Consider the following 19,896-nt stretch of genomic DNA (forward strand, 5'->3'; position numbering starts at 1 on the left):
AAGTGCTTAACTTGAAATTCATAATGAATATTATTGATTTTTTTATAGTCAGTATTTATTGAGCGATTAAACTTTTTGAATTGAAGAGTTTGATCATGGCTCAGATTGAACGCTGGCGGCAGGCTTAACACATGCAAGTCGAACGGTAGCAGGAGAAAGCTTGCTTTCTTGCTGACGAGTGGCGGACGGGTGAGTAATGCTTGGGAATCTGGCTTATGGAGGGGGATAACTACGGGAAACTGTAGCTAATACCGCGTAATATCGAGAGATTAAAGACTGGGACCTACGGGCCAGTTGCCATAAGATGAGCCCAAGTGGGATTAGGTAGTTGGTGGGGTAAAGGCCTACCAAGCCCGCGATCTCTAGCTGGTCTGAGAGGATGACCAGCCACACTGGAACTGAGACACGGTCCAGACTCCTACGGGAGGCAGCAGTGGGGAATATTGCACAATGGGGGGAACCCTGATGCAGCCATGCCGCGTGAATGAAGAAGGCCTTCGGGTTGTAAAGTTCTTTCGGTGGTGAGGAAGGTATCAACTTTAATAGAGTTGGTAATTGACGTTATCCACAGAAGAAGCACCGGCTAACTCCGTGCCAGCAGCCGCGGTAATACGGAGGGTGCGAGCGTTAATCGGAATGACTGGGCGTAAAGGGCACGCAGGCGGATTGTTAAGTGAGATGTGAAAGCCCCGGGCTTAACCTGGGAATTGCATTTCAGACTGGCAATCTAGAGTATTTTAGGGAGGGGTAGAATTCCACGTGTAGCGGTGAAATGCGTAGAGATGTGGAGGAATACCGAAGGCGAAGGCAGCCCCTTGGGAATATACTGACGCTCATGTGCGAAAGCGTGGGGAGCAAACAGGATTAGATACCCTGGTAGTCCACGCTGTAAACGATGTCGATTTGGGGATTGGGGTTTAACTCTGGTGCCCGAAGCTAACGTGATAAATCGACCGCCTGGGGAGTACGGCCGCAAGGTTAAAACTCAAATGAATTGACGGGGGCCCGCACAAGCGGTGGAGCATGTGGTTTAATTCGATGCAACGCGAAGAACCTTACCTACTCTTGACATCCATGGAAGTTCGCAGAGATGTGAATGTGCCTTCGGGAACCATGAGACAGGTGCTGCATGGCTGTCGTCAGCTCGTGTTGTGAAATGTTGGGTTAAGTCCCGCAACGAGCGCAACCCTTATCCTTTGTTGCCAGCGATTAGGTCGGGAACTCAAAGGAGACTGCCAGTGATAAACTGGAGGAAGGTGGGGATGACGTCAAGTCATCATGGCCCTTACGAGTAGGGCTACACACGTGCTACAATGGTGCATACAGAGGGAAGCAAAATGGCGACATGGAGCAAATCTCACAAAGTGCATCTAAGTCCGGATTGGAGTCTGCAACTCGACTCCATGAAGTCGGAATCGCTAGTAATCGCAAATCAGAATGTTGCGGTGAATACGTTCCCGGGCCTTGTACACACCGCCCGTCACACCATGGGAGTGGGTTGTACCAGAAGTAGATAGCTTAACCGCAAGGGGGGCGTTTACCACGGTATGATTCATGACTGGGGTGAAGTCGTAACAAGGTAACCGTAGGGGAACCTGCGGTTGGATCACCTCCTTACCGAAGTAGAAATGACACAATAAGCGCTCACACAGATTGTTTGATAGAAAGTTGAAACATAGGCAAGACAAGCGGCCAGTTCCGCGAAATGTTTTGCAAATGGCAGGAAAGCATCTTTAAATGCTGTCCCCATCGTCTAGAGGCCTAGGACATCGCCCTTTCACGGCGGTAACCGGGGTTCGAATCCCCGTGGGGACGCCATTTAAAGATGTTTTTTGTCGGAAGACAAAGTGAATGTCTAATGTTCTTTAAAAAATAGGAAACAAGCTGAAAAACTGAGAGATTTTCGAAAGAAAGTCTGAGTAGTAAAAATCTTGTGTGAACAAAAGCACACAAGTAGTAGTTTTTGATTATCAGCTTTAAATATTTTGATGATTGTTTAATAACAATATTATCTAAAAATGTTTGAGGTTGTATGGTTAAGTGACTAAGCGTACACGGTGGATGCCTAGGCAATCAGAGGCGATGAAGGACGTGCTAATCTGCGAAAAGCTTGGATGAGTCGATAAGAGGCGTTTAATCCAAGATGTCCGAATGGGGAAACCCGATAAGCGAAGAGCTTATCATTATTTACTGAATCCATAGGTAAATAAGGCAAACCGGGAGAACTGAAACATCTAAGTACCCCGAGGAAAAGAAATCAACCGAGATTTCGTTAGTAGCGGCGAGCGAACGCGAAGGAGCCATTCAGTTATAGCACAAGACTTAGAGGAATGAGTTGGGAAACTCAATCAAAGAGGGTGATAATCCCGTACTTTAAAAGCCTTGTGTGGAACTAAGCTGAAAATAAGTAAGGCGGGACACGTGATATCCTGTCTGAAGATGGGGGGACCATCCTCCAAGGCTAAATACTCCTGATTGACCGATAGTGAACCAGTACTGTGAAGGAAAGGCGAAAAGAACCCCGGTGAGGGGAGTGAAATAGAACCTGAAACCGTGTACGTACAAGCAGTGGGAGCCAACTTGTTTGGTGACTGCGTACCTTTTGTATAATGGGTCAGCGACTTATATTTTGTAGCAAGGTTAACCGAATAGGGGAGCCGTAGGGAAACCGAGTCTTAACTGGGCGTCTAGTTGCAAGGTATAGACCCGAAACCCGGTGATCTAGCCATGGGCAGGTTGAAGGTTGGGTAACACTAACTGGAGGACCGAACCGACTAATGTTGAAAAATTAGCGGATGACTTGTGGCTGGGGGTGAAAGGCCAATCAAACCGGGAGATAGCTGGTTCTCCCCGAAATCTATTTAGGTAGAGCCTTATGTGAATACCTTCGGGGGTAGAGCACTGTTTCGGCTAGGGGTCCATCCCGGATTACCAACCCGATGCAAACTGCGAATACCGAAGAGTAATGCATAGGAGACACACGGTGGGTGCTAACGTTCATCGTGGAGAGGGAAACAACCCAGACCGCCAGCTAAGGTCCCAAAGTCTATATTAAGTGGGAAACGAAGTGGGAAGGCTTAGACAGCTAGGATGTTGGCTTAGAAGCAGCCATCATTTAAAGAAAGCGTAATAGCTCACTAGTCGAGTCGGCCTGCGCGGAAGATGTAACGGGGCTCAAATATAGCACCGAAGCTGCGGCATCAGAGTCAAATCTGTTGGGTAGGGGAGCGTTGTGTAAGCGGATGAAGGTGAATCGAGAGGTTTGCTGGACGTATCACAAGTGCGAATGCTGACATAAGTAACGATAAAACGAGTGAAAAACTCGTTCGCCGGAAGACCAAGGGTTCCTGTCCAACGTTAATCGGGGCAGGGTGAGTCGGCCCCTAAGGCGAGGCTGAAAAGCGTAGTCGATGGGAAACGGGTTAATATTCCCGTACTTGGTTATATTGCGATGTGGGGACGGAGAAGGTTAGGTAAGCAGACTGTTGGATGTCTGTTTAAGCCGGTAGTTGGGGTAGGTAGGCAAATCCGCTTACCCAATTTAAACAACGAGAAGTGATGACGAGTTCCTAAGGGAATGAAGTTACTGATACCACGCTTCCAGGAAAAGCCACTAAGCTTCAGATATAACTAAACCGTACTGAAAACCGACACAGGTGGTCAGGTAGAGAATACTCAGGCGCTTGAGAGAACTCGGGTGAAGGAACTAGGCAAAATAGCACCGTAACTTCGGGAGAAGGTGCGCTGGCGTAGGTTGTAGGAGTTTACCTCCGAAGGCTGAACCAGTCGAAGATACCAGCTGGCTGCAACTGTTTATTAAAAACACAGCACTCTGCAAACACGAAAGTGGACGTATAGGGTGTGATGCCTGCCCGGTGCTGGAAGGTTAATTGATGGTGTTATCGAAAGAGAAGCTCCTGATCGAAGCCCCAGTAAACGGCGGCCGTAACTATAACGGTCCTAAGGTAGCGAAATTCCTTGTCGGGTAAGTTCCGACCTGCACGAATGGCATAATGATGGCCAGGCTGTCTCCACCCGAGACTCAGTGAAATTGAAATCGCCGTGAAGATGCGGTGTACCCGCGGCTAGACGGAAAGACCCCGTGAACCTTTACTATAGCTTGACACTGAACATTGAATTTTGATGTGTAGGATAGGTGGGAGCCTATGAAGCAGGAACGCTAGTTCTTGTGGAGGCGTCCTTGAAATACCACCCTTTAACGTTTGATGTTCTAACGAAACACCAAGTACAGGTGTTCGGACAGTGTCTGGTGGGTAGTTTGACTGGGGCGGTCTCCTCCCAAAGCGTAACGGAGGAGCACGAAGGTTTGCTAATGACGGTCGGACATCGTCAGGTTAGTGCAATGGTAGAAGCAAGCTTAACTGCGAGACAGACAAGTCGAGCAGGTGCGAAAGCAGGTCATAGTGATCCGGTGGTTCTGAATGGAAGGGCCATCGCTCAACGGATAAAAGGTACTCCGGGGATAACAGGCTGATACCGCCCAAGAGTTCATATCGACGGCGGTGTTTGGCACCTCGATGTCGGCTCATCACATCCTGGGGCTGAAGTAGGTCCCAAGGGTATGGCTGTTCGCCATTTAAAGTGGTACGCGAGCTGGGTTTAGAACGTCGTGAGACAGTTCGGTCCCTATCTGCCGTGGGCGTTGGATGATTGAGAGGGGCTGCTCCTAGTACGAGAGGACCGGAGTGGACGCATCACTGGTGTTCCAGTTGTCTCGCCAGAGGCACTGCTGGGTAGCTAAATGCGGAAGAGATAAGTGCTGAAAGCATCTAAGCACGAAACTTGCCTCAAGATGAGTCATCCCTGACATTAAGTCAGTAAGGGTTGTTGTAGACTACGACGTAGATAGGTGGGGTGTGTAAGCGTTGCGAGACGTTGAGCTAACCCATACTAATTGCCCGAGAGGCTTAACCATACAACCTCAAGCGTTTTTGGAAAGAAGAAAGAAGCCAAAAGCGGTTGAGAAGAAAGCTAAACGAAAAGACAAAGCGAGAGCGAAGTGAAAGAAAATCAAACAGACAGCTTGTTTCAGATTAAAGGCGACGTAAGAAGCCAAGAATAGAGAACGAAAAAATAAAGACGAACAAAGACAACAACAGGATTTTCCTGATGGCCATAGTGCTGTGGTCCCACCTGATTCCATTCCGAACTCAGAAGTGAAACGCAGTGACGCCGATGGTAGTGTGGGGTTTCCCCATGTGAGAGTAGGGCACCATCAGGGTTTTATTGGACCCCTTGCAAGTACTCGGTTGAGTACAGTGCAAGGGGTTTTTGTTTTGGGAAGGGGAAAAGGAAAAGAAAAGCAGGGAGGCTGCATCATGCAAAAGCATTCCAAGAGATTCTCTTATCCCATTCTAATACTTATATTTTATTGAACAAAAATAAAAGTGTTATCTATGTCACAAATTTGTTATTGATTTGTAATTTGTTGCATGGTTTTTAGCTATACTATTTCTAAAATCGATAAAAGCGTAAATAGTCATCACTTAAGTTGGTAATAAAACGTTTTTTATTAAATTTCTGCTATATTTAGTCGAATTAGAAATAGGAGACTCAAATGTTTGGCTTTGATCCAACCACCACCACATTCCTGATTTATATCATCGGAATGATCTTAATTGGCTTTATTGCCTATCGTTTTACTAACAATTTATCTGATTATATTTTAGGCGGACGCCGTTTAGGCAGTTTCGTTACCGGCTTGTCAGCTGGAGCATCAGATATGTCTGGCTGGCTACTAATGGGATTGCCCGGGGCAGTTTATGCCTCAGGCTTAGTCGAAGGCTGGATTGCGATTGGTTTGACCATTGGAGCATATCTGAACTGGTTATTCGTGGCTGGACGTTTACGAATGTTCACCGAATACAACGCTAACGCACTCACATTACCCGAATATTTCCATCACCGTTTTGGTGATAGAACCAGAGTACTGAAAATTGTGTCAGCCACAATTATCTTATTCTTCTTTGCGATTTACTGTTCATCAGGCGTGGTTGCAGGGGCGAGATTATTTGAAAATCTGTTTGGTGTGCCTTATGCGACAGCACTTTGGTATGGTGCATTAGCGACGATTATTTACACGTTTATAGGCGGTTTCTTGGCTGTGAGTTGGACAGATACTATCCAAGCCACCTTGATGTTATTCGCACTCTTTTTAACGCCAATTTTTGTATTGATCCATTTAGGTGGATTTGAACAAACTCACAATGTGATTGTGCAAGCGGGGGCAGCGGTGAATAAAGATTTCACGGATCTTTTCACTGGCACCACTTTTATTGGCTTATTGAGCTTGTCTGCATGGGGGTTGGGCTATTTTGGTCAGCCACATATTTTAGCTCGCTTTATGGCAGCAGATAGCGTCAAAAGCATTCCGAATGCTCGTCGTATTAGTATGGCATGGATGATTATCTGCTTATTCGGTGCCGTTGGCATTGGCTTCTTCGGGCAAGCCTATTTCTTCGCAAATCCAGATCAAGCAGCGATTGTGAACCAAAACCATGAGCAGGTGTTTGTTGAATTATCCAAATTGCTTTTTAATCCGTGGATTGCTGGCGTATTGCTTTCGGCGATTTTAGCGGCAGTGATGAGTACCTTAAGTGCTCAATTGCTAATTTGTTCAAGTGCGATTACGGAAGATTTCTATAAGGGTATGTTGCGTCCGAAAGCGAGCCAAAAAGAGCTTGTTTGGTTAGGCAGGGTAATGGTACTGGTGATTTCGGCAGTAGCTATTGTGATTGCACAAGATCCAAAGAGCAAAGTGCTCGGCTTGGTGTCGTATGCGTGGGCGGGCTTCGGCTGTGCGTTCGGACCAGTGGTGATTTTATCGCTTTTCTGGAAACGCATAAATGCCGCAGGTGCAATGGCTGGCATGCTCACGGGGGCATTAGTGGTTGTTTTCTGGAATAGAGTTGTGCCAGATAGTGGTATCTATGAAATGATCCCAGGCTTTATTTTAGCGACACTAGCTATTGTTGTTGTTTCCCTTATTACGCCTGAACCAAAAGCAGAAATTGTCGACACTTTTGATAACGCAGAAAAAGCCTATCATACCGAAATGCAGAAATAATCTTAAACGGCTGACCGTAGGTTCAGCCGTTTTTTCTATCAATGCAAAAGCGGTCAGATTTGCAAAATTTTTTGCAAATCTGACCGCTTGTAAAGGAGTTCAACATGTCTTCATACCAAATTTTCCCAAAATCTACAGGCGTTCGTCCGTCTTTAAGTGAGCATTACCGTGCTGATGAACAAATCCTCGTGCAGCAACTGTTAGAACAAGCCAAAACGGATGAATATGCGGCACAAATCAAAGCCTTGACCACACAATTAGTTGGCAAAGTTCGCACTGCTCGTAAAAAAGCCAGTGGGGTTGATGCATTAATGCACGAATTTTCGCTCTCGAGCCAAGAAGGTGTAGCGTTGATGTGCTTGGCTGAAGCTCTGCTACGTATTCCTGACACAGCAACCGCAGACAAACTCATTCGGGATAAAATTGCTAAAGGCGACTGGCGTTCCCATACGGGCAACAGCCCATCGCTGTTTGTGAACGCAGCGGCGTGGGGGTTGGTGATTACTGGCAAATTGGTGTCTACCCACAGTGAAAGCAGTTTATCATCCGCCCTTTCCCGCTTGATTGCAAAAGGTGGTGAGCCGTTAATTCGTCGTGGTGTTGATGTGGCAATGCGGTTGCTCGGCAAACAATTTGTAACAGGGGAAACCATTCAAGCGGCGATTAAAAATGGCGAAAAACGGTTCGCAATGGGCTATCGTTATAGCTACGATATGTTGGGCGAGGCCGCATTCACCCAAGCCGATGCAAAGCGTTACTATGATGATTATGTTGCTTCAATTCATGCCGTGGGAGCCACCTCTCGTGGTTTAGGGGTGTATAAATCATCGGGGGTGTCGGTCAAACTTTCTGCGATTCACCCTCGTTACAGCTTGGCACAGCACGATCGCGTAATGAACGAACTCTATCCGCGTTTGAAAGAACTCTTTTTGCTTGCCAAAAAATATGATATTGGTTTAAACATTGATGCCGAAGAAGCCGATCGCCTTGAGTTATCCCTTGATTTAATGGACAAATTACTGACAGACCCTGATTTAGCTGGATTCAATGGTATCGGCTTTGTGGTGCAGGCATACCAAAAACGCTGCCCGTATGTGATTGATTATTTGATTGAAAAAGCTCGTGCCAACAACCGTCAGTTGATGATCCGCTTGGTAAAAGGGGCATATTGGGACACTGAAATCAAACGTGCTCAAACGGATTGTGCTGAAGCTTACCCTGTCTTCTCTCGCAAAGTGCATACGGATTTGAACTACATCGTTTGTGCTAAGAAATTGCTTGCCGCACAAGATGTGATCTACCCACAATTTGCGACCCATAATGCTCAAACCCTTTCGACGATTTACCATCTTGCTAAAGGCAAACGCTTTGAGTTCCAATGCTTACACGGCATGGGCGAAACCCTTTATGATCAAGTCGTTGGTGAAAATAATCTCAACGTCCAATGCCGTATTTATGCCCCCGTAGGCTCTTATCAAACCCTGTTGGCGTACTTGGTTCGTCGGTTGTTAGAAAACGGAGCAAACAGCTCTTTTGTGAACCAAATTGTCGATGAAAATTTAAGCATTGACGATCTCGCCCAAGATCCTGTGGCGAAAGCCGCACAAACAGATGGCACAATGCATCCGAAAATTCCGTTGCCTGTTAAACTATTCGGTGAGCAACGTCAAAACGCCAAAGGCTACGATTTAACCGATGCGATTCACTTGCGTGATCTGGAAACGCAGCTCAATGAGTTGGCAAAACAGACCTACCATGCGGAGCCGCAGCTTGCAGACGGCACAACAAGCGGTCAGTTCTGCCGAAAAATTTGCAATCCTGCCAATGTGCAAGAGATTGTTGGTAAAGTGACCGATGCCACGGCAGATGATGTTGCTAAAGCCTTTGATGCAGCAGAAAAATACCAAGCGGAATGGCAAGCGACTTTGCCAGTTGCTCGTGCGGAAATACTCGAAAAAATGGCGGATCTCATGGAAGAAAATATGCCGCAATTATTCGATTTAGCGGTGCGTGAAGCAGGAAAAACGCTCAATAATGCGATTGCAGAAGTGCGGGAAGCGGTTGATTTCTGCCGCTATTATGCAAGAGAAGTGAGACTTAACCCTGAGGGCTATCGTAACCCGCGTGGCATTGTTGTTGCCATCAGTCCGTGGAACTTCCCGTTGGCGATTTTCGTGGGCGAGGTTTCATCGGCGTTAGTCGCAGGCAATGTGGTGTTGGCAAAACCAGCGGAGCAGACGTCATTGATGGCATATTATGCGGTGAGTTTGTTCTATCAGGCTGGCGTACCAAAAGCGGCGTTACAGTGCTTATGTGGCAGTGGCAAAGTCGTTGGAGCAGCTTTGGTTGCTGATCCCCGTGTAAACGGCGTCATTTTCACGGGGTCAACTGACACGGCGAAGCATATCAATCGCAACTTGCAGCGAAACGAAAAAATTATTCCGCTTGTTGCCGAAACAGGGGGGCAGAATGCGATGATTGTGGATAGTTCCGCCTTGGGCGAGCAAGTGGTTGCCGATGTGCTGAACTCCGCATTTGACTCCGCAGGACAACGCTGTTCGGCATTACGAGTGCTATATGTGCAGCGTGATGTTGCTGATCATATTTTAACGATGCTCAAAGGGGCGATGGCGGAATTGACAGTGGGTCGCCCGCAGAAACTCACTACCGATGTAGGCCCTGTGATTGACGGTGTGGCACAAAAACGCTTGCTCGATCACATTGAAAATATCAAAAAATCGGCGAAAGATTTCTACCAAGTGGCGATTGATCCTGAAGTTGCCCGAAATGGGATTTTTGTGCCCCCAACCTTACTTGAAATCGACCACATCAGCCAGCTCACGCACGAGGTGTTTGGGCCAGTGCTACACGTTATCCGCTTTGATGCGGAGCAACTGCCTCAAGTGATGGCGGATATCAACTCAACAGGCTTTGGCTTGACCAGTGGCTTGCATAGCCGTATTGATGAAACCGTTGATTTATGGCTTGACACCATTCATGCAGGTAACTTGTATGTGAACCGCAACACAGTAGGGGCAGTAGTTGGTGTGCAGCCTTTCGGTGGTATGGGCTTGTCAGGCACCGGCCCGAAAGCAGGTGGTCCACTTTATTTGCAACGTCTGGTCAATCGCAGCGAATGGACGCTAGATGGTTTATCAGGCGAGGCAAAAGCCGTAGATACTCACACGCTCAAAGCGGGTATTCAAGCGGTGCTTTCTGGCACAGAATTGCAAAATGCGTTGGATCTTATTACCAGCCTTGCTCGCCAATCACCACTTGGTAAAGTGCTCAAAATGCAAGGCATTACGGGTGAGGACAACGTCATGAAGTTGGAGGCTCGTCCTGTTATTGCCATCGGAAATGGCTCACGCTATCAGCAAATCCAAGCCTTGATCGCCGTGGTATTATGTGGCAGTAAAGCGGTGGTACAGCGTGAAAGTGATCTCACCAAACACGCAGCCCAATTTGACGGCTTAGTTAGCGTGACGGACGACTTCAATAAGGTCGATAAACTCAGCATCATGATTGTGCTTGATCCGCTTTCGGCAGATCAGAAAGCCCACTACGCCGAACGAGCAGGGGCAATTTTGACTTATGTCGAAAGTTTGGATTTAGCCTTATCGCTACTGCCACTTGTCCACGAAAAAGCCATCAGCATCAACACCGCAGCAGCAGGTGGTAACGCAAGTTTGATGGCCGATATGGATTAGTAAAAAAATCGCTCTACGGTGTAGTAGAGTGATTTATGGGAAAGAAAAGCGGTCTGATAATGTAAAACTTTTACGAAATCAGACCGCTTGTTTATTTAGATTATTGAGCTAATTGTGCTCTTGCTTTGTTACGGCTACGTTGAAGCATATACACTAATACAAGGAGTAATGCACAAAATAGAGAGATTAAGAACAATGTACCGAAGAAACCATTCCATTTAAAGTGTTCAATGATTAATGATAATGGTAAACCAGCCACTGCCGCACCAATATAGGCGAATAAACTTACGAAGCCTGTTGATGCACCAGATGCGTATTTGTGTGAATTCTCAGCAGCTGCCATTGCAATTAAGAACTGTGGTCCGAAAATGAAGAAACCCATTAAGAAGAATAAACTAGACATTAAGAAACGGTTATCGCTTGGTAAGAACCAGAGTGTTAATGATACCGCAATGATACCCACCACATAGATAATGTTCATTTGGGTACGGTTACCTTTGAAGAATTTGTCTGAGCCCCAACCTGCAAATAATGCACCTAAGAAACCACCTACTTCAAAGAAACTCACGCTCGCATTCGCTTGCAATAAGTTGTAACCATGAGTTTCGGTAAGGTATAAGTTACCCCAGTCGTTGATACCTGTTCTCACGATATAAACTAGCCCGTAAGAGATTGCTAATGCCCAAATGATGCTGTTTTTGAACACGTATTGTTTGAGAATTTCCCAAGTTGATAGGCCAACTCCTTCACTTTCGTGTTGTTTTTCAGCAATGTCATTACGCCATTCACCTACAGTTGGTAAGCCCATTGAGCTTGGGCGGTCACGTAATAAAATACAAAGCCCTAAACCTACAACAACTGCGATGATACCAGGAATAATCATGCCGTAGCGCCAACCCCATGCGAGAGTAACTGCACCTGCAATCAATGGGATAATCGCACCACCTAGGTTGTGTGAAGTATTCCAAATTGCCCACCATAGACCACGTTCATTACGTGAGTACCACGTGTTGAGAATTTTTGAACATGGTGGCCAACCCCAACCTTGGAAGAATGCGTTGATCATCCATAATGTTACAAACATAAAGATTGATGAACTCATTCCGAAGAAGATGTTCACGATACCTGTCGCCATTAAGCCGATACCCATAAAGTAACGCGGGTTAGAACGGTCACCAATAACGCCAGATAAGAATTTTGAAACACCGTAAGTTAAATAGAATGCCGTACCCATAATACCGATATCCGCTTTTTGTAAGCCGAGATCGGTGAGCATTGCAGGCATTACAAAGTTAAAACCTTTACGAGTAAAATAGAAAACCGCATAGCCGATATAGCTTACGATCATTAAATGAAGTCGCCAGTAGCGATATGTTTTGTCAATTTCTTCCTGACTTTTTGTAACTGGAAGGTCAGGAGCTTCTTTAAAAATACTCATAGGAGATCTCCGATAAAGTTTACTTCAAATTAAGTATAGAAGATCTTGTTTGAAAAAAAGCTATTTAGATCAAATTTTGGCATTTGCTGGATGAATAATAATCAATTTAGATGATGGGACTTCACTTTGTGTAAAAGAATTCATGGGCTGACCACTTGTAACCACAACATCTTGTGTTTTGTTTGAAAGGTAAACACAAGATGTTGCGTTTCTTTCTTCACAAAAAAATAATTCCCTTTAAAATCAAAAATATTCTACGAGCCAATCAGCACTGCCATTTTGTCAAGACTTGTTCTGTAAAAAAATATGGCTAGAATACGAGGGTATTCTGATAAATTTCTCGTGTAAGGTCCATTATGTCCCGCAATATTTTCGAAAAACGCATTCAAATCAAGCCTTATGAGTATCCTGAATTGCTCGAATTTAAAGATGCAATTCGCCATTCTTACTGGTTACATACGGAGTTCAACTTCACGGGCGATATTCAAGATTATCGTACTAATATCAATGATCACGAACGCCATGTTTTAACCCGCACGATGTTAGCCATTTCGCAAGTTGAAGTGAATGTGAAGCGTTTCTGGGGCGATTTGTATAAATATTTTCCAAAACCTGAAATTGATGATGTGGGTGGTACATTCGCAGAATCAGAGGTTCGCCATAAAGATGCATATTCGTTCTTACTTGAAAAATTAGGTTTGAATGAAATGTTCACGCAAATTACCGATATCAAGCCGTTGATGAAACGCATTGAATATATGGAAGATTTCATGCGTGATAAAGATGAAGGCAATAAACAATTTGTGCTTTCATTAGTGCTTTTTTCTCTTTTCGTTGAACATATTTCATTATTCGGACAATTCCTTGTCATGATGTCGTTCAATAAATACCGTAACTTATTCAAAGGTATTTCGAATGCGGTAGAAGCAACGTCTAAAGAAGAAGAAATTCATGGCCGTTTTGGTATTGCGTTATACGAAATTTTACGTGATGAGCATTCAGAACTCTTTACTCCGACCTTTTATGAAGAGTTAAAAGTTTTAGCAGATCAAGCACTAGAAGCTGAACGTGGCATTTTGGATTGGATTTTCGAAGAAGGCGATTTAAGTTTTATCAGTCGTAAAACCGTAGAAAACTATATTATGAGTCGTTATAACAACTCTCTGATGGCATTAGGATTAGAACCGCCACATGATATCGATCCGGATATGCTGAAAGAAACAGAGTGGTTTGATATTGAGATTCTCTCTACCAAAGAGACTGACTTCTTTAACAAACGTAGTACTGATTACAGTAAAAAAATGAAGCAGATTACTGCTGACGACTTATTCTAACTTTGACTTACATAGAACCGACACTGCCGATGACTTACTCTAACTCTTATTACCAACCCAAGTTATTTGAACTTGGTTACACCGATGAAAAACGTCCTGATTTTGCTTGGCTAAATGATGACAGCAAACTGTTCTTACAGCGTGGTTATTTACTTGAGGGCACGACTGCATTAGATCGTATCCGTTTTATTGCCGAACATGCTGAGCGTAAACTCGGTATCGAAGGCTATGCAGATAAATTCTATTACTACATGGGGCGTGGTTACTTTTCACTTTCTTCACCAATTTGGTCAAACTTCGGTTTAGATCGTGGTTTGCCAATTTCGTGTTTTGGTAGTTACATCGGCGATTCCATTCATGAAATTATGGTGACGACGGCGGAAGTCGGCATGATGAGTAAGATTGGTGGTGGTACTTCGGCTTATTTTGGCGATATTCGTCCTCGTGGTTCTGCGATCAAAAATAACGGCAAGTCAGACGGTTCTTTCAACTTTAGTAAACTATTCGATACCGTTATTGATGTTATTTCTCAAGGCACTTCTCGTAAAGGGCAGTTCGCTGGCTATATCGACATTGAACATGGCGATATTGATGAGTGGTTAGATATTCATACTGAAGGCAACCCAATTCAGTTGATGTACTATGGTGTATGCGTAGGCCATGATTGGTTAGAGTCAATGAAAGCGGGTGACCCATACAAGCGGCAACTTTGGGCAAAAATTTTGCAACGCAAAACCGAAACAGGGATCCCATATCTTTTCTTCAAAGATAATGCGAATGCAGGTCGCCCAGATGTCTATAAAGATAAAAATATGACTGTACACGCCTCAAACTTGTGTACGGAAATTATGTTGCCGTCTAACGAAGACGAAAGTTTCGTGTGCTGTTTATCTTCAATGAACTTGCTCTATTTTGATGAGTGGAAAGATACGGATGCACCAGAGGTTCTCACCTATTTCTTAGATGTGGTAATGTCAGAATTTATTGAGAAAAGTGCAGAAATTCCATTCTTAGACCGAGCGAATCGTTTCGCAACTCGTCACCGTGCTTTAGGGTTAGGCGTGCTCGGTTGGCATAGCTATTTGCAAGCGAATAATATTGCATTTGATAGTTTTGAAGCGATGCAGAAAAACAACCTGATTTTCAAAACATTGCAAGAGAAAACACTGAAAGCCTCAAAAGAATTAGCACAGCGTTTTGGAGAGCCTGAGCTACTTAAGGGATATGGTCGCCGTAATACGACATTAATGAGTATTGCACCCACAAAATCCAGTAGTTTTATTTTAGGTAGCGTATCGCCATCGGTCGAGCCATTTAAATCTAACTACTATGTAAAAGATTTAGCGAAGATCAAAACCGTTTATAAAAATCCATTCTTGGAAAAATTACTTCAAGAAAAAGGATTAGATACAGAAGAAACGTGGGAAAGTATTCTATTAAATGATGGCTCGGTTCAGCATTTAGCTGAGCTGACAGAGCACGAAAAAGAAGTGTTTAAAACGTTCTCAGAAATTAGCCAGTTAAGTGTGATTCAGCAAGCCGCACAGCGTCAAAAACACATTGACCAAGGGCAAAGCATCAACATTATGGTACACCCTGCAACGCCAGCAAGGGATTTAAACCAACTTTATCTCACCGCGGAAGAGTTAGGCATTAAGTCGATTTATTATCAATACTCAATGAGTGCAGCACAGGTATTTAACCGTAACTTGTTAAGCTGTAGTAGTTGTGAAGGTTAAGAGATAACTAAAAAGCCATCGTTTAAAACGATGGCTTTTTGCGTTATTAGAATCTAACTAATGCCGAACCCCAAGTCCAACCGCCGCCGAAAGCTTCAAGTAGCAGTAACTGACCACGTTGAATGCGTCCATCACGCACGGCCTCATCTAATGCAACGGGAATCGTGGCGGCACTGGTATTGCCGTAGCGATCAAGCGTAATTACAACTTGAGATAAATCCATTTCTAATTTATCCGCAGTAGCAGTGATGATACGCAAATTCGCTTGATGTGGCACAAGCCAATCAATTGCCGATTTATCTAATTGATTTTCAGAGAGCGTTTCTTCCACAACATTGGCTAATTCACGCACTGCCAGTTTGAATGTCGCATTGCCTTGCATTTCAATGTAGCCTGATTTTTCCACACCACGCTTTTCATTGGTGAGCAACAACCCATTGGTTTTATCTGGTGAAGAGTGTAAATGGGTGGAGATCACACCTTGTTCTTCACTCGCTGCTAAAATGACCGCCCCAGCACCGTCACCGAATAGCACCACGGTGCTTCGATCAGTTTCATCTAATTTACGAGAGTTCAAATCTGAGCCAATCACTAACGCTTTTTTCACTTTACCTGAGCGAATAAATTGATCGGCAACGCTTAATGCATACACAAATCCGGTACAAGCGGCGGCTACATCAAACGCGATCGCATCTTCAATGCCGAGCAGTCCTTGTACTTGGCAAGCTGCACTTGGGTAGGCGTGAGAGTTGCTGGTAGTGCCAACAATCACTAAGTCGATAGACTGCGGATCGCAAGCGGTCTGTTCAAAGCATTTTTTTGCCGCTTCAAACCCCATTGTTGCCACGGTTTCATCAGCTGCCGCTATACGACGTTCCTTAATGCCAGAACGTGTCACAATCCACTCATCGGAAGTATCTACCATTTTTTCAAGATCCGCATTAGTACGGATATGGGCGGGCAAGTAACTTCCCGTCGCTAAAATTTTACTGTACATAGTTTGTTCTCAATCATTTTCACTGGGGCGTATTATAACGCAAAAGCAAGCTATTGCGAAAAGTAAGGAAAGGGAAGATTTGCAAAAAACTTGGCGAAACTGACCGCTTGTAGTCGATCATAATGCCATGATTTATTCAGATTTACTTGTTTGCCATTTGTTCTTGAAACCAATTTCTTGTTTTATACAAAAATCTAATTTATCCATTAACTGTCATCATATTTACAAATGTGATAGAAAACAGCGCTAGGCGTTAATTGTGGCCCTATTTATGAAATGTGTATAATTTGAAGAAATGATTTAATAAAGGAAATGGCTATGAATAAAATGTATTTATCCATCGTTATGCTGTCTTTTGTGACATTATCACCGAATACATATGCACTGTGTACTGACTTCACAAACAGTTACTATTATGTGGAAAATGATCAAGTATCCAAACATACCGCACAGGCTTGGAGCTGTGCAAATGTGAATGCATATTCCGCGGCTTATGAGTTTGAAGATGGGAGCACCCTATCAATAGGAATTCGCTTTGATCTTGATAATGTGGAGACTGGGAAAGATGATGAAATTCAAGGTGATTGGTCTGTCACATTGAATTCTAGTAGAGAAACGATTAACGTTGAGATCCCAAAAGGCGTTCCAATTTCCAAAGATGGGAATATGCAATGCTATAAAGCGTCCACATCTTCTCGTGCTGTATATTGCCTTGATCATCTAGAATAATATTTGCAAAAAATGTGCTGAAGATAACCGCTTGTTATTCCAACTTTTCTAGTCCCCGCGAAATCCGCTCGGGGATTTTATGTTCAATTTGGGAAATCGCATGGTCGATGGCGTAGAAAAATGCATTATTACTGGCTCCACCGTGGCTTTTCACCACGACGGACGATAAGCCGAGCAAAGTGGCGCCGTTGTGGCGGTCGGGATTGATTTGCTGTAGTTTGCGGTAGTAGCGGTAGAAAATCGCTCGCAATAATAACCGCTTAGTTTGACGGCAGAGGTTGGACTCTTCTGTTGGCTTTTTGAAAAATGATAAGATGTTTTTCGCTGCACCTTCCATCGTTTTTAAGGCAATATTGCCACTAAAACCATCGCAGATGATTACATCGGCGATGCCATTCATCAGTTTATCCCCCTCAATAAAGCCTTGATAATTCAAATGGTTAGTTAATTTGAGTTGTTGATGAGCTTCTCGAGTTTGCGGGCTACCTTTATTTTCTTCCGTGCCGATATTGAGCAGCGATAAGCGAGGGAAAACTAAATCCAACATCACTTGGGCAAAAATGTTGCCCATTTCAGCAAATTGGCAAAGTAGCTTGCTGTCAGCTTCGACATTTGCCCCTAAATCCAACATCACGCTGGATTTGCCGTTCATTGTTGGGATCAACGAAGTCAAGGCAGGGCGATCGATATTGGGTAACGGCTCAATCAACTGCTTCGCCAATCCCATCAGTAAACCAGTATTGCCACCGCTTACACAGCCTTGAGCCTCGCCCTTTGCCACGGCTTCAATGGCTAAACGCATTGAGCTACCTTTGCTTTGGCGGATCGCTTGTAGGAAGGGTAAATCGCTGTTGAGCGTTTTTTCGGTGTGAATGATTTGAACGCGGGATTGCAATTCGCTATCTAAGCGGTCAGTTAGCGGGGCGATTTCGGCTTGATGGCCGAATAAAAGAAAATGTAGCCTTGGATTGTGTTCCAAAGCCCTTTGTGCAGCGGGGATAGTAATACGGGGACCAAAGTCCCCGCCCATCACATCTAACGCTATGGTTAGACTGGTCAAATTATGCCTCGAGAGATAATTTGAATTATTTGTTGATCACTTTACGACCACGATAGTAACCGTCAGCAGTAACGTGGTGACGTAAGTGAGTTTCACCAGTTACTTTATCTACTGATACTGCCGCAGTAGTTAATGCATCGTGTGAACGACGCATATCACGACGTGAACGAGATTTTTTATTTTGTTGAACAGCCACGGGCTTTCTCCTAGATCTAGTTTTTCTTTAAATTAGCTAATACGGCGAACGGATTCGGTTTGCTTGCCAGTTCTTCAGGCAATTCACCAAACACCTGTTCTGCCACGGACACTTCACAGTGTTCAGAGTTATGCATTGGCACAAGTGGCAAAGAGAGAATAAATTCATCTTCGATCAATTCCACAATATTCACTTCGCCAAACTCATTGAGTTCAATCGGCTCATAAATTTCGGGTAAATCGTCCGCTTGTTCCAGACTTTTCACAGGACTGAAAAGAAATTCGCAGTCGAGTGTTTGCGAAAATGGGTTACTACAACGTTGGCATTCGAGTTCCACTTCAACTTGTGCCGAGCCTTTAATCACGGTGAGTTTTTGTGGGTCAACGGATAACGAAAGAGTAACTTGTGCATCGCTTAGCACATTGCTCACCGATTCAGCTAAACGGCTAAGTAGGCTACTTGGGAGGTAACCTGCATAATCCATTCGACGTTGTGCGTCTTTATGTGGATCGAGAGTGAGCGGGAGTTTTACTTTTTGCATAGGGTGCGAATATTACCGATTGCAAGCAAAATAGTCAAAGGGAAAATCGGGATTTGCAAAATTTTCATCGAAACGGACCGCTTGTAAACTGCTGCAATTGCTACCATAGGCAGAAACATGGATTTTACTAATTTAAACGATACTAATTCTGCGACGATTTGTTACAATGCGGGCAATTTTTTCTATTTAGACAGACAGGAGATGTAGATGTCATTACAACAAATTATCGAAGCGGCGTTTGAGCGTCGTGCCGAAATCACCCCAAACACTGTGGATGCTGAAACCAAAGCGGCCGTGCTTGACGTTTTAGAAGGTTTAGACAGCGGCAAATATCGTGTGGCGGAGAAAATCGATGGAGAGTGGGTTACGCACCAATGGTTGAAAAAAGCGGTATTGCTTTCATTCCGTATCAACGATAACCAAATCATTGATGGTGCTGAAACTAAATACTACGACAAAGTGCCACTTAAATTTGCGGAGTACACAGCAGAACGTTTCCAACAAGAAGGCTTCCGCGTAGTGCCATCGGCGACGGTGCGTAAAGGAGCTTATATTGCGAAAAATACCGTGTTAATGCCATCTTATGTGAACATTGGTGCTTACGTTGGTGAAGGTACAATGGTAGATACTTGGGCGACAGTGGGGTCTTGTGCTCAAATCGGTAAAAACGTCCACCTTTCAGGCGGTGTGGGCATTGGCGGCGTGTTAGAGCCATTACAAGCGAATCCAACCATTATTGGCGATAACTGCTTTATTGGTGCACGTTCTGAAATCGTGGAAGGCGTGATCGTGGAAGACGGCTGTGTGATCTCAATGGGCGTGTTCATCGGTCAATCCACCAAAATTTACGATCGTGAAACAGGCGAAATCCACTACGGTCGCGTGCCTGCAGGGTCTGTCGTCGTTTCAGGCAGCTTGCCATCAAAATGCGGAAAATATAACCTTTACTGTGCGGTGATTGTGAAGAAAGTAGACGAAAAAACCCGTGGTAAAGTGGGAATTAACGAGTTATTGCGTTCAATTGAAGAATAGTGAAGACTAAAGATCTATTAACATAAACGCCAT

The 19,896-nt window shown here is 44.5% G+C and carries 11 protein-coding genes, 1 tRNA gene and 3 rRNA genes; 10 read left to right on the top strand and 5 right to left on the bottom strand.

Features of this window, described 5'->3' with window-relative positions:
* Window positions 1-77: 77 nt before the first annotated feature.
* The 6 genes from A4G17_RS03630 to putA all read left to right on the top strand — a co-directional run bounded on the left by A4G17_RS03630 (window position 78) and on the right by putA (window position 10,797).
* Window positions 78-1,617 (top strand): 16S ribosomal RNA (locus A4G17_RS03630).
* Between the two features lie 125 nt (window positions 1,618-1,742).
* Window positions 1,743-1,818: transfer RNA gene (locus tag A4G17_RS03635), tRNA-Glu, on the top strand.
* A 216-nt stretch (window positions 1,819-2,034) separates the two neighbouring features.
* A 23S ribosomal RNA gene (locus A4G17_RS03640) occupies window positions 2,035-4,936 on the top strand.
* 190 nt (window positions 4,937-5,126) lie between these two features.
* Window positions 5,127-5,242 (top strand): 5S ribosomal RNA (gene rrf / locus A4G17_RS03645).
* The 16S, 23S and 5S rRNA genes sit together here with 1 tRNA gene alongside, the layout of an rRNA operon.
* 336 nt (window positions 5,243-5,578) lie before the next feature.
* The gene (putP, locus tag A4G17_RS03650; RefSeq protein WP_123957593.1) at window positions 5,579-7,087 is read left to right on the top strand and encodes a sodium/proline symporter PutP; all 1,509 of its coding nucleotides are present in this window, start codon (window positions 5,579-5,581) and stop codon (window positions 7,085-7,087) included.
* A 104-nt stretch (window positions 7,088-7,191) separates the two neighbouring features.
* A complete protein-coding gene (gene putA, locus A4G17_RS03655; protein WP_123957594.1) occupies window positions 7,192-10,797 on the top strand; it encodes a bifunctional proline dehydrogenase/L-glutamate gamma-semialdehyde dehydrogenase PutA in 3,606 nt (1,201 codons plus the stop codon).
* A 100-nt stretch (window positions 10,798-10,897) separates the two neighbouring features.
* Here the strand turns inward: putA and uhpC are convergent, their stop codons facing one another.
* A complete protein-coding gene (gene uhpC, locus A4G17_RS03660; RefSeq protein ID WP_123957595.1) occupies window positions 10,898-12,235 on the bottom strand; it encodes an MFS transporter family glucose-6-phosphate receptor UhpC in 1,338 nt (445 codons plus the stop codon).
* A gap of 356 nt (window positions 12,236-12,591) precedes the next feature.
* Here uhpC and A4G17_RS03665 point away from each other — a divergent pair, with 356 nt between their 5' ends.
* Window positions 12,592-13,569, top strand: coding sequence for a ribonucleotide-diphosphate reductase subunit beta (locus A4G17_RS03665; protein WP_123957596.1), 978 nt, complete (start codon window positions 12,592-12,594; stop codon window positions 13,567-13,569).
* A 29-nt stretch (window positions 13,570-13,598) separates the two neighbouring features.
* Window positions 13,599-15,308 (top strand): ribonucleoside-diphosphate reductase subunit alpha, encoded by a 1,710-nt coding sequence (locus A4G17_RS03670; protein ID WP_123957597.1) that lies wholly within the window; start codon window positions 13,599-13,601, stop codon window positions 15,306-15,308.
* Window positions 15,309-15,354: 46 nt separating this feature from the next.
* Here the strand turns inward: A4G17_RS03670 and A4G17_RS03675 are convergent, their stop codons facing one another.
* On the bottom strand, window positions 15,355-16,305 hold the full coding sequence (locus tag A4G17_RS03675; RefSeq protein WP_123957598.1) for a beta-ketoacyl-ACP synthase III: 951 nt from the start codon (window positions 16,303-16,305) through the stop codon (window positions 15,355-15,357).
* 318 nt (window positions 16,306-16,623) lie between these two features.
* Here A4G17_RS03675 and A4G17_RS03680 point away from each other — a divergent pair, with 318 nt between their 5' ends.
* Window positions 16,624-17,034, top strand: a complete 411-nt coding sequence (locus A4G17_RS03680; protein WP_123957599.1) for a hypothetical protein — start codon at window positions 16,624-16,626, stop codon at window positions 17,032-17,034.
* Between the two features lie 34 nt (window positions 17,035-17,068).
* On the opposite strand, the gene plsX is transcribed toward A4G17_RS03680, so the two are convergent.
* From plsX to yceD, 3 genes are read right to left on the bottom strand one after another with little or no spacing between them, the layout of a single operon-like run.
* Window positions 17,069-18,094: a phosphate acyltransferase PlsX gene (plsX, locus tag A4G17_RS03685; protein ID WP_123957600.1), complete on the bottom strand. Its 1,026-nt coding sequence runs from the start codon at window positions 18,092-18,094 to the stop codon at window positions 17,069-17,071.
* A 25-nt stretch (window positions 18,095-18,119) separates the two neighbouring features.
* Complete coding sequence (rpmF, locus tag A4G17_RS03690) at window positions 18,120-18,290, bottom strand: 50S ribosomal protein L32 (RefSeq protein ID WP_121124072.1); 171 nt, start codon at window positions 18,288-18,290, stop codon at window positions 18,120-18,122.
* Window positions 18,291-18,306: 16 nt separating this feature from the next.
* Window positions 18,307-18,831 (bottom strand): 23S rRNA accumulation protein YceD, encoded by a 525-nt coding sequence (gene yceD, locus A4G17_RS03695; protein ID WP_123957601.1) that lies wholly within the window; start codon window positions 18,829-18,831, stop codon window positions 18,307-18,309.
* A gap of 207 nt (window positions 18,832-19,038) precedes the next feature.
* Here yceD and dapD point away from each other — a divergent pair, with 207 nt between their 5' ends.
* Window positions 19,039-19,863, top strand: coding sequence for a 2,3,4,5-tetrahydropyridine-2,6-dicarboxylate N-succinyltransferase (gene dapD / locus A4G17_RS03700; protein ID WP_123957602.1), 825 nt, complete (start codon window positions 19,039-19,041; stop codon window positions 19,861-19,863).
* Window positions 19,864-19,896: the final 33 nt, after the last annotated feature.

Source organism: Frederiksenia canicola, from assembly GCF_011455495.1.
In the GTDB taxonomy this organism is placed as follows: Bacteria; Pseudomonadota; Gammaproteobacteria; order Enterobacterales; family Pasteurellaceae; genus Frederiksenia; species Frederiksenia canicola.

Coding starts and splice junctions, on each gene's coding strand:
- putA (WP_123957594.1), top strand. CDS start 7,192: ATGTCTTCATACCAAATTTTCCCAAAATCTACAGGCGTTCGTCCGTCT.
- putP (WP_123957593.1), top strand. CDS start 5,579: ATGTTTGGCTTTGATCCAACCACCACCACATTCCTGATTTATATCATC.
- A4G17_RS03680 (WP_123957599.1), top strand. CDS start 16,624: ATGAATAAAATGTATTTATCCATCGTTATGCTGTCTTTTGTGACATTA.
- dapD (WP_123957602.1), top strand. CDS start 19,039: ATGTCATTACAACAAATTATCGAAGCGGCGTTTGAGCGTCGTGCCGAA.
- uhpC (WP_123957595.1), bottom strand. CDS start 12,235: ATGAGTATTTTTAAAGAAGCTCCTGACCTTCCAGTTACAAAAAGTCAG.
- A4G17_RS03675 (WP_123957598.1), bottom strand. CDS start 16,305: ATGTACAGTAAAATTTTAGCGACGGGAAGTTACTTGCCCGCCCATATC.
- A4G17_RS03670 (WP_123957597.1), top strand. CDS start 13,599: ATGACTTACTCTAACTCTTATTACCAACCCAAGTTATTTGAACTTGGT.
- A4G17_RS03665 (WP_123957596.1), top strand. CDS start 12,592: ATGTCCCGCAATATTTTCGAAAAACGCATTCAAATCAAGCCTTATGAG.
- yceD (WP_123957601.1), bottom strand. CDS start 18,831: ATGCAAAAAGTAAAACTCCCGCTCACTCTCGATCCACATAAAGACGCA.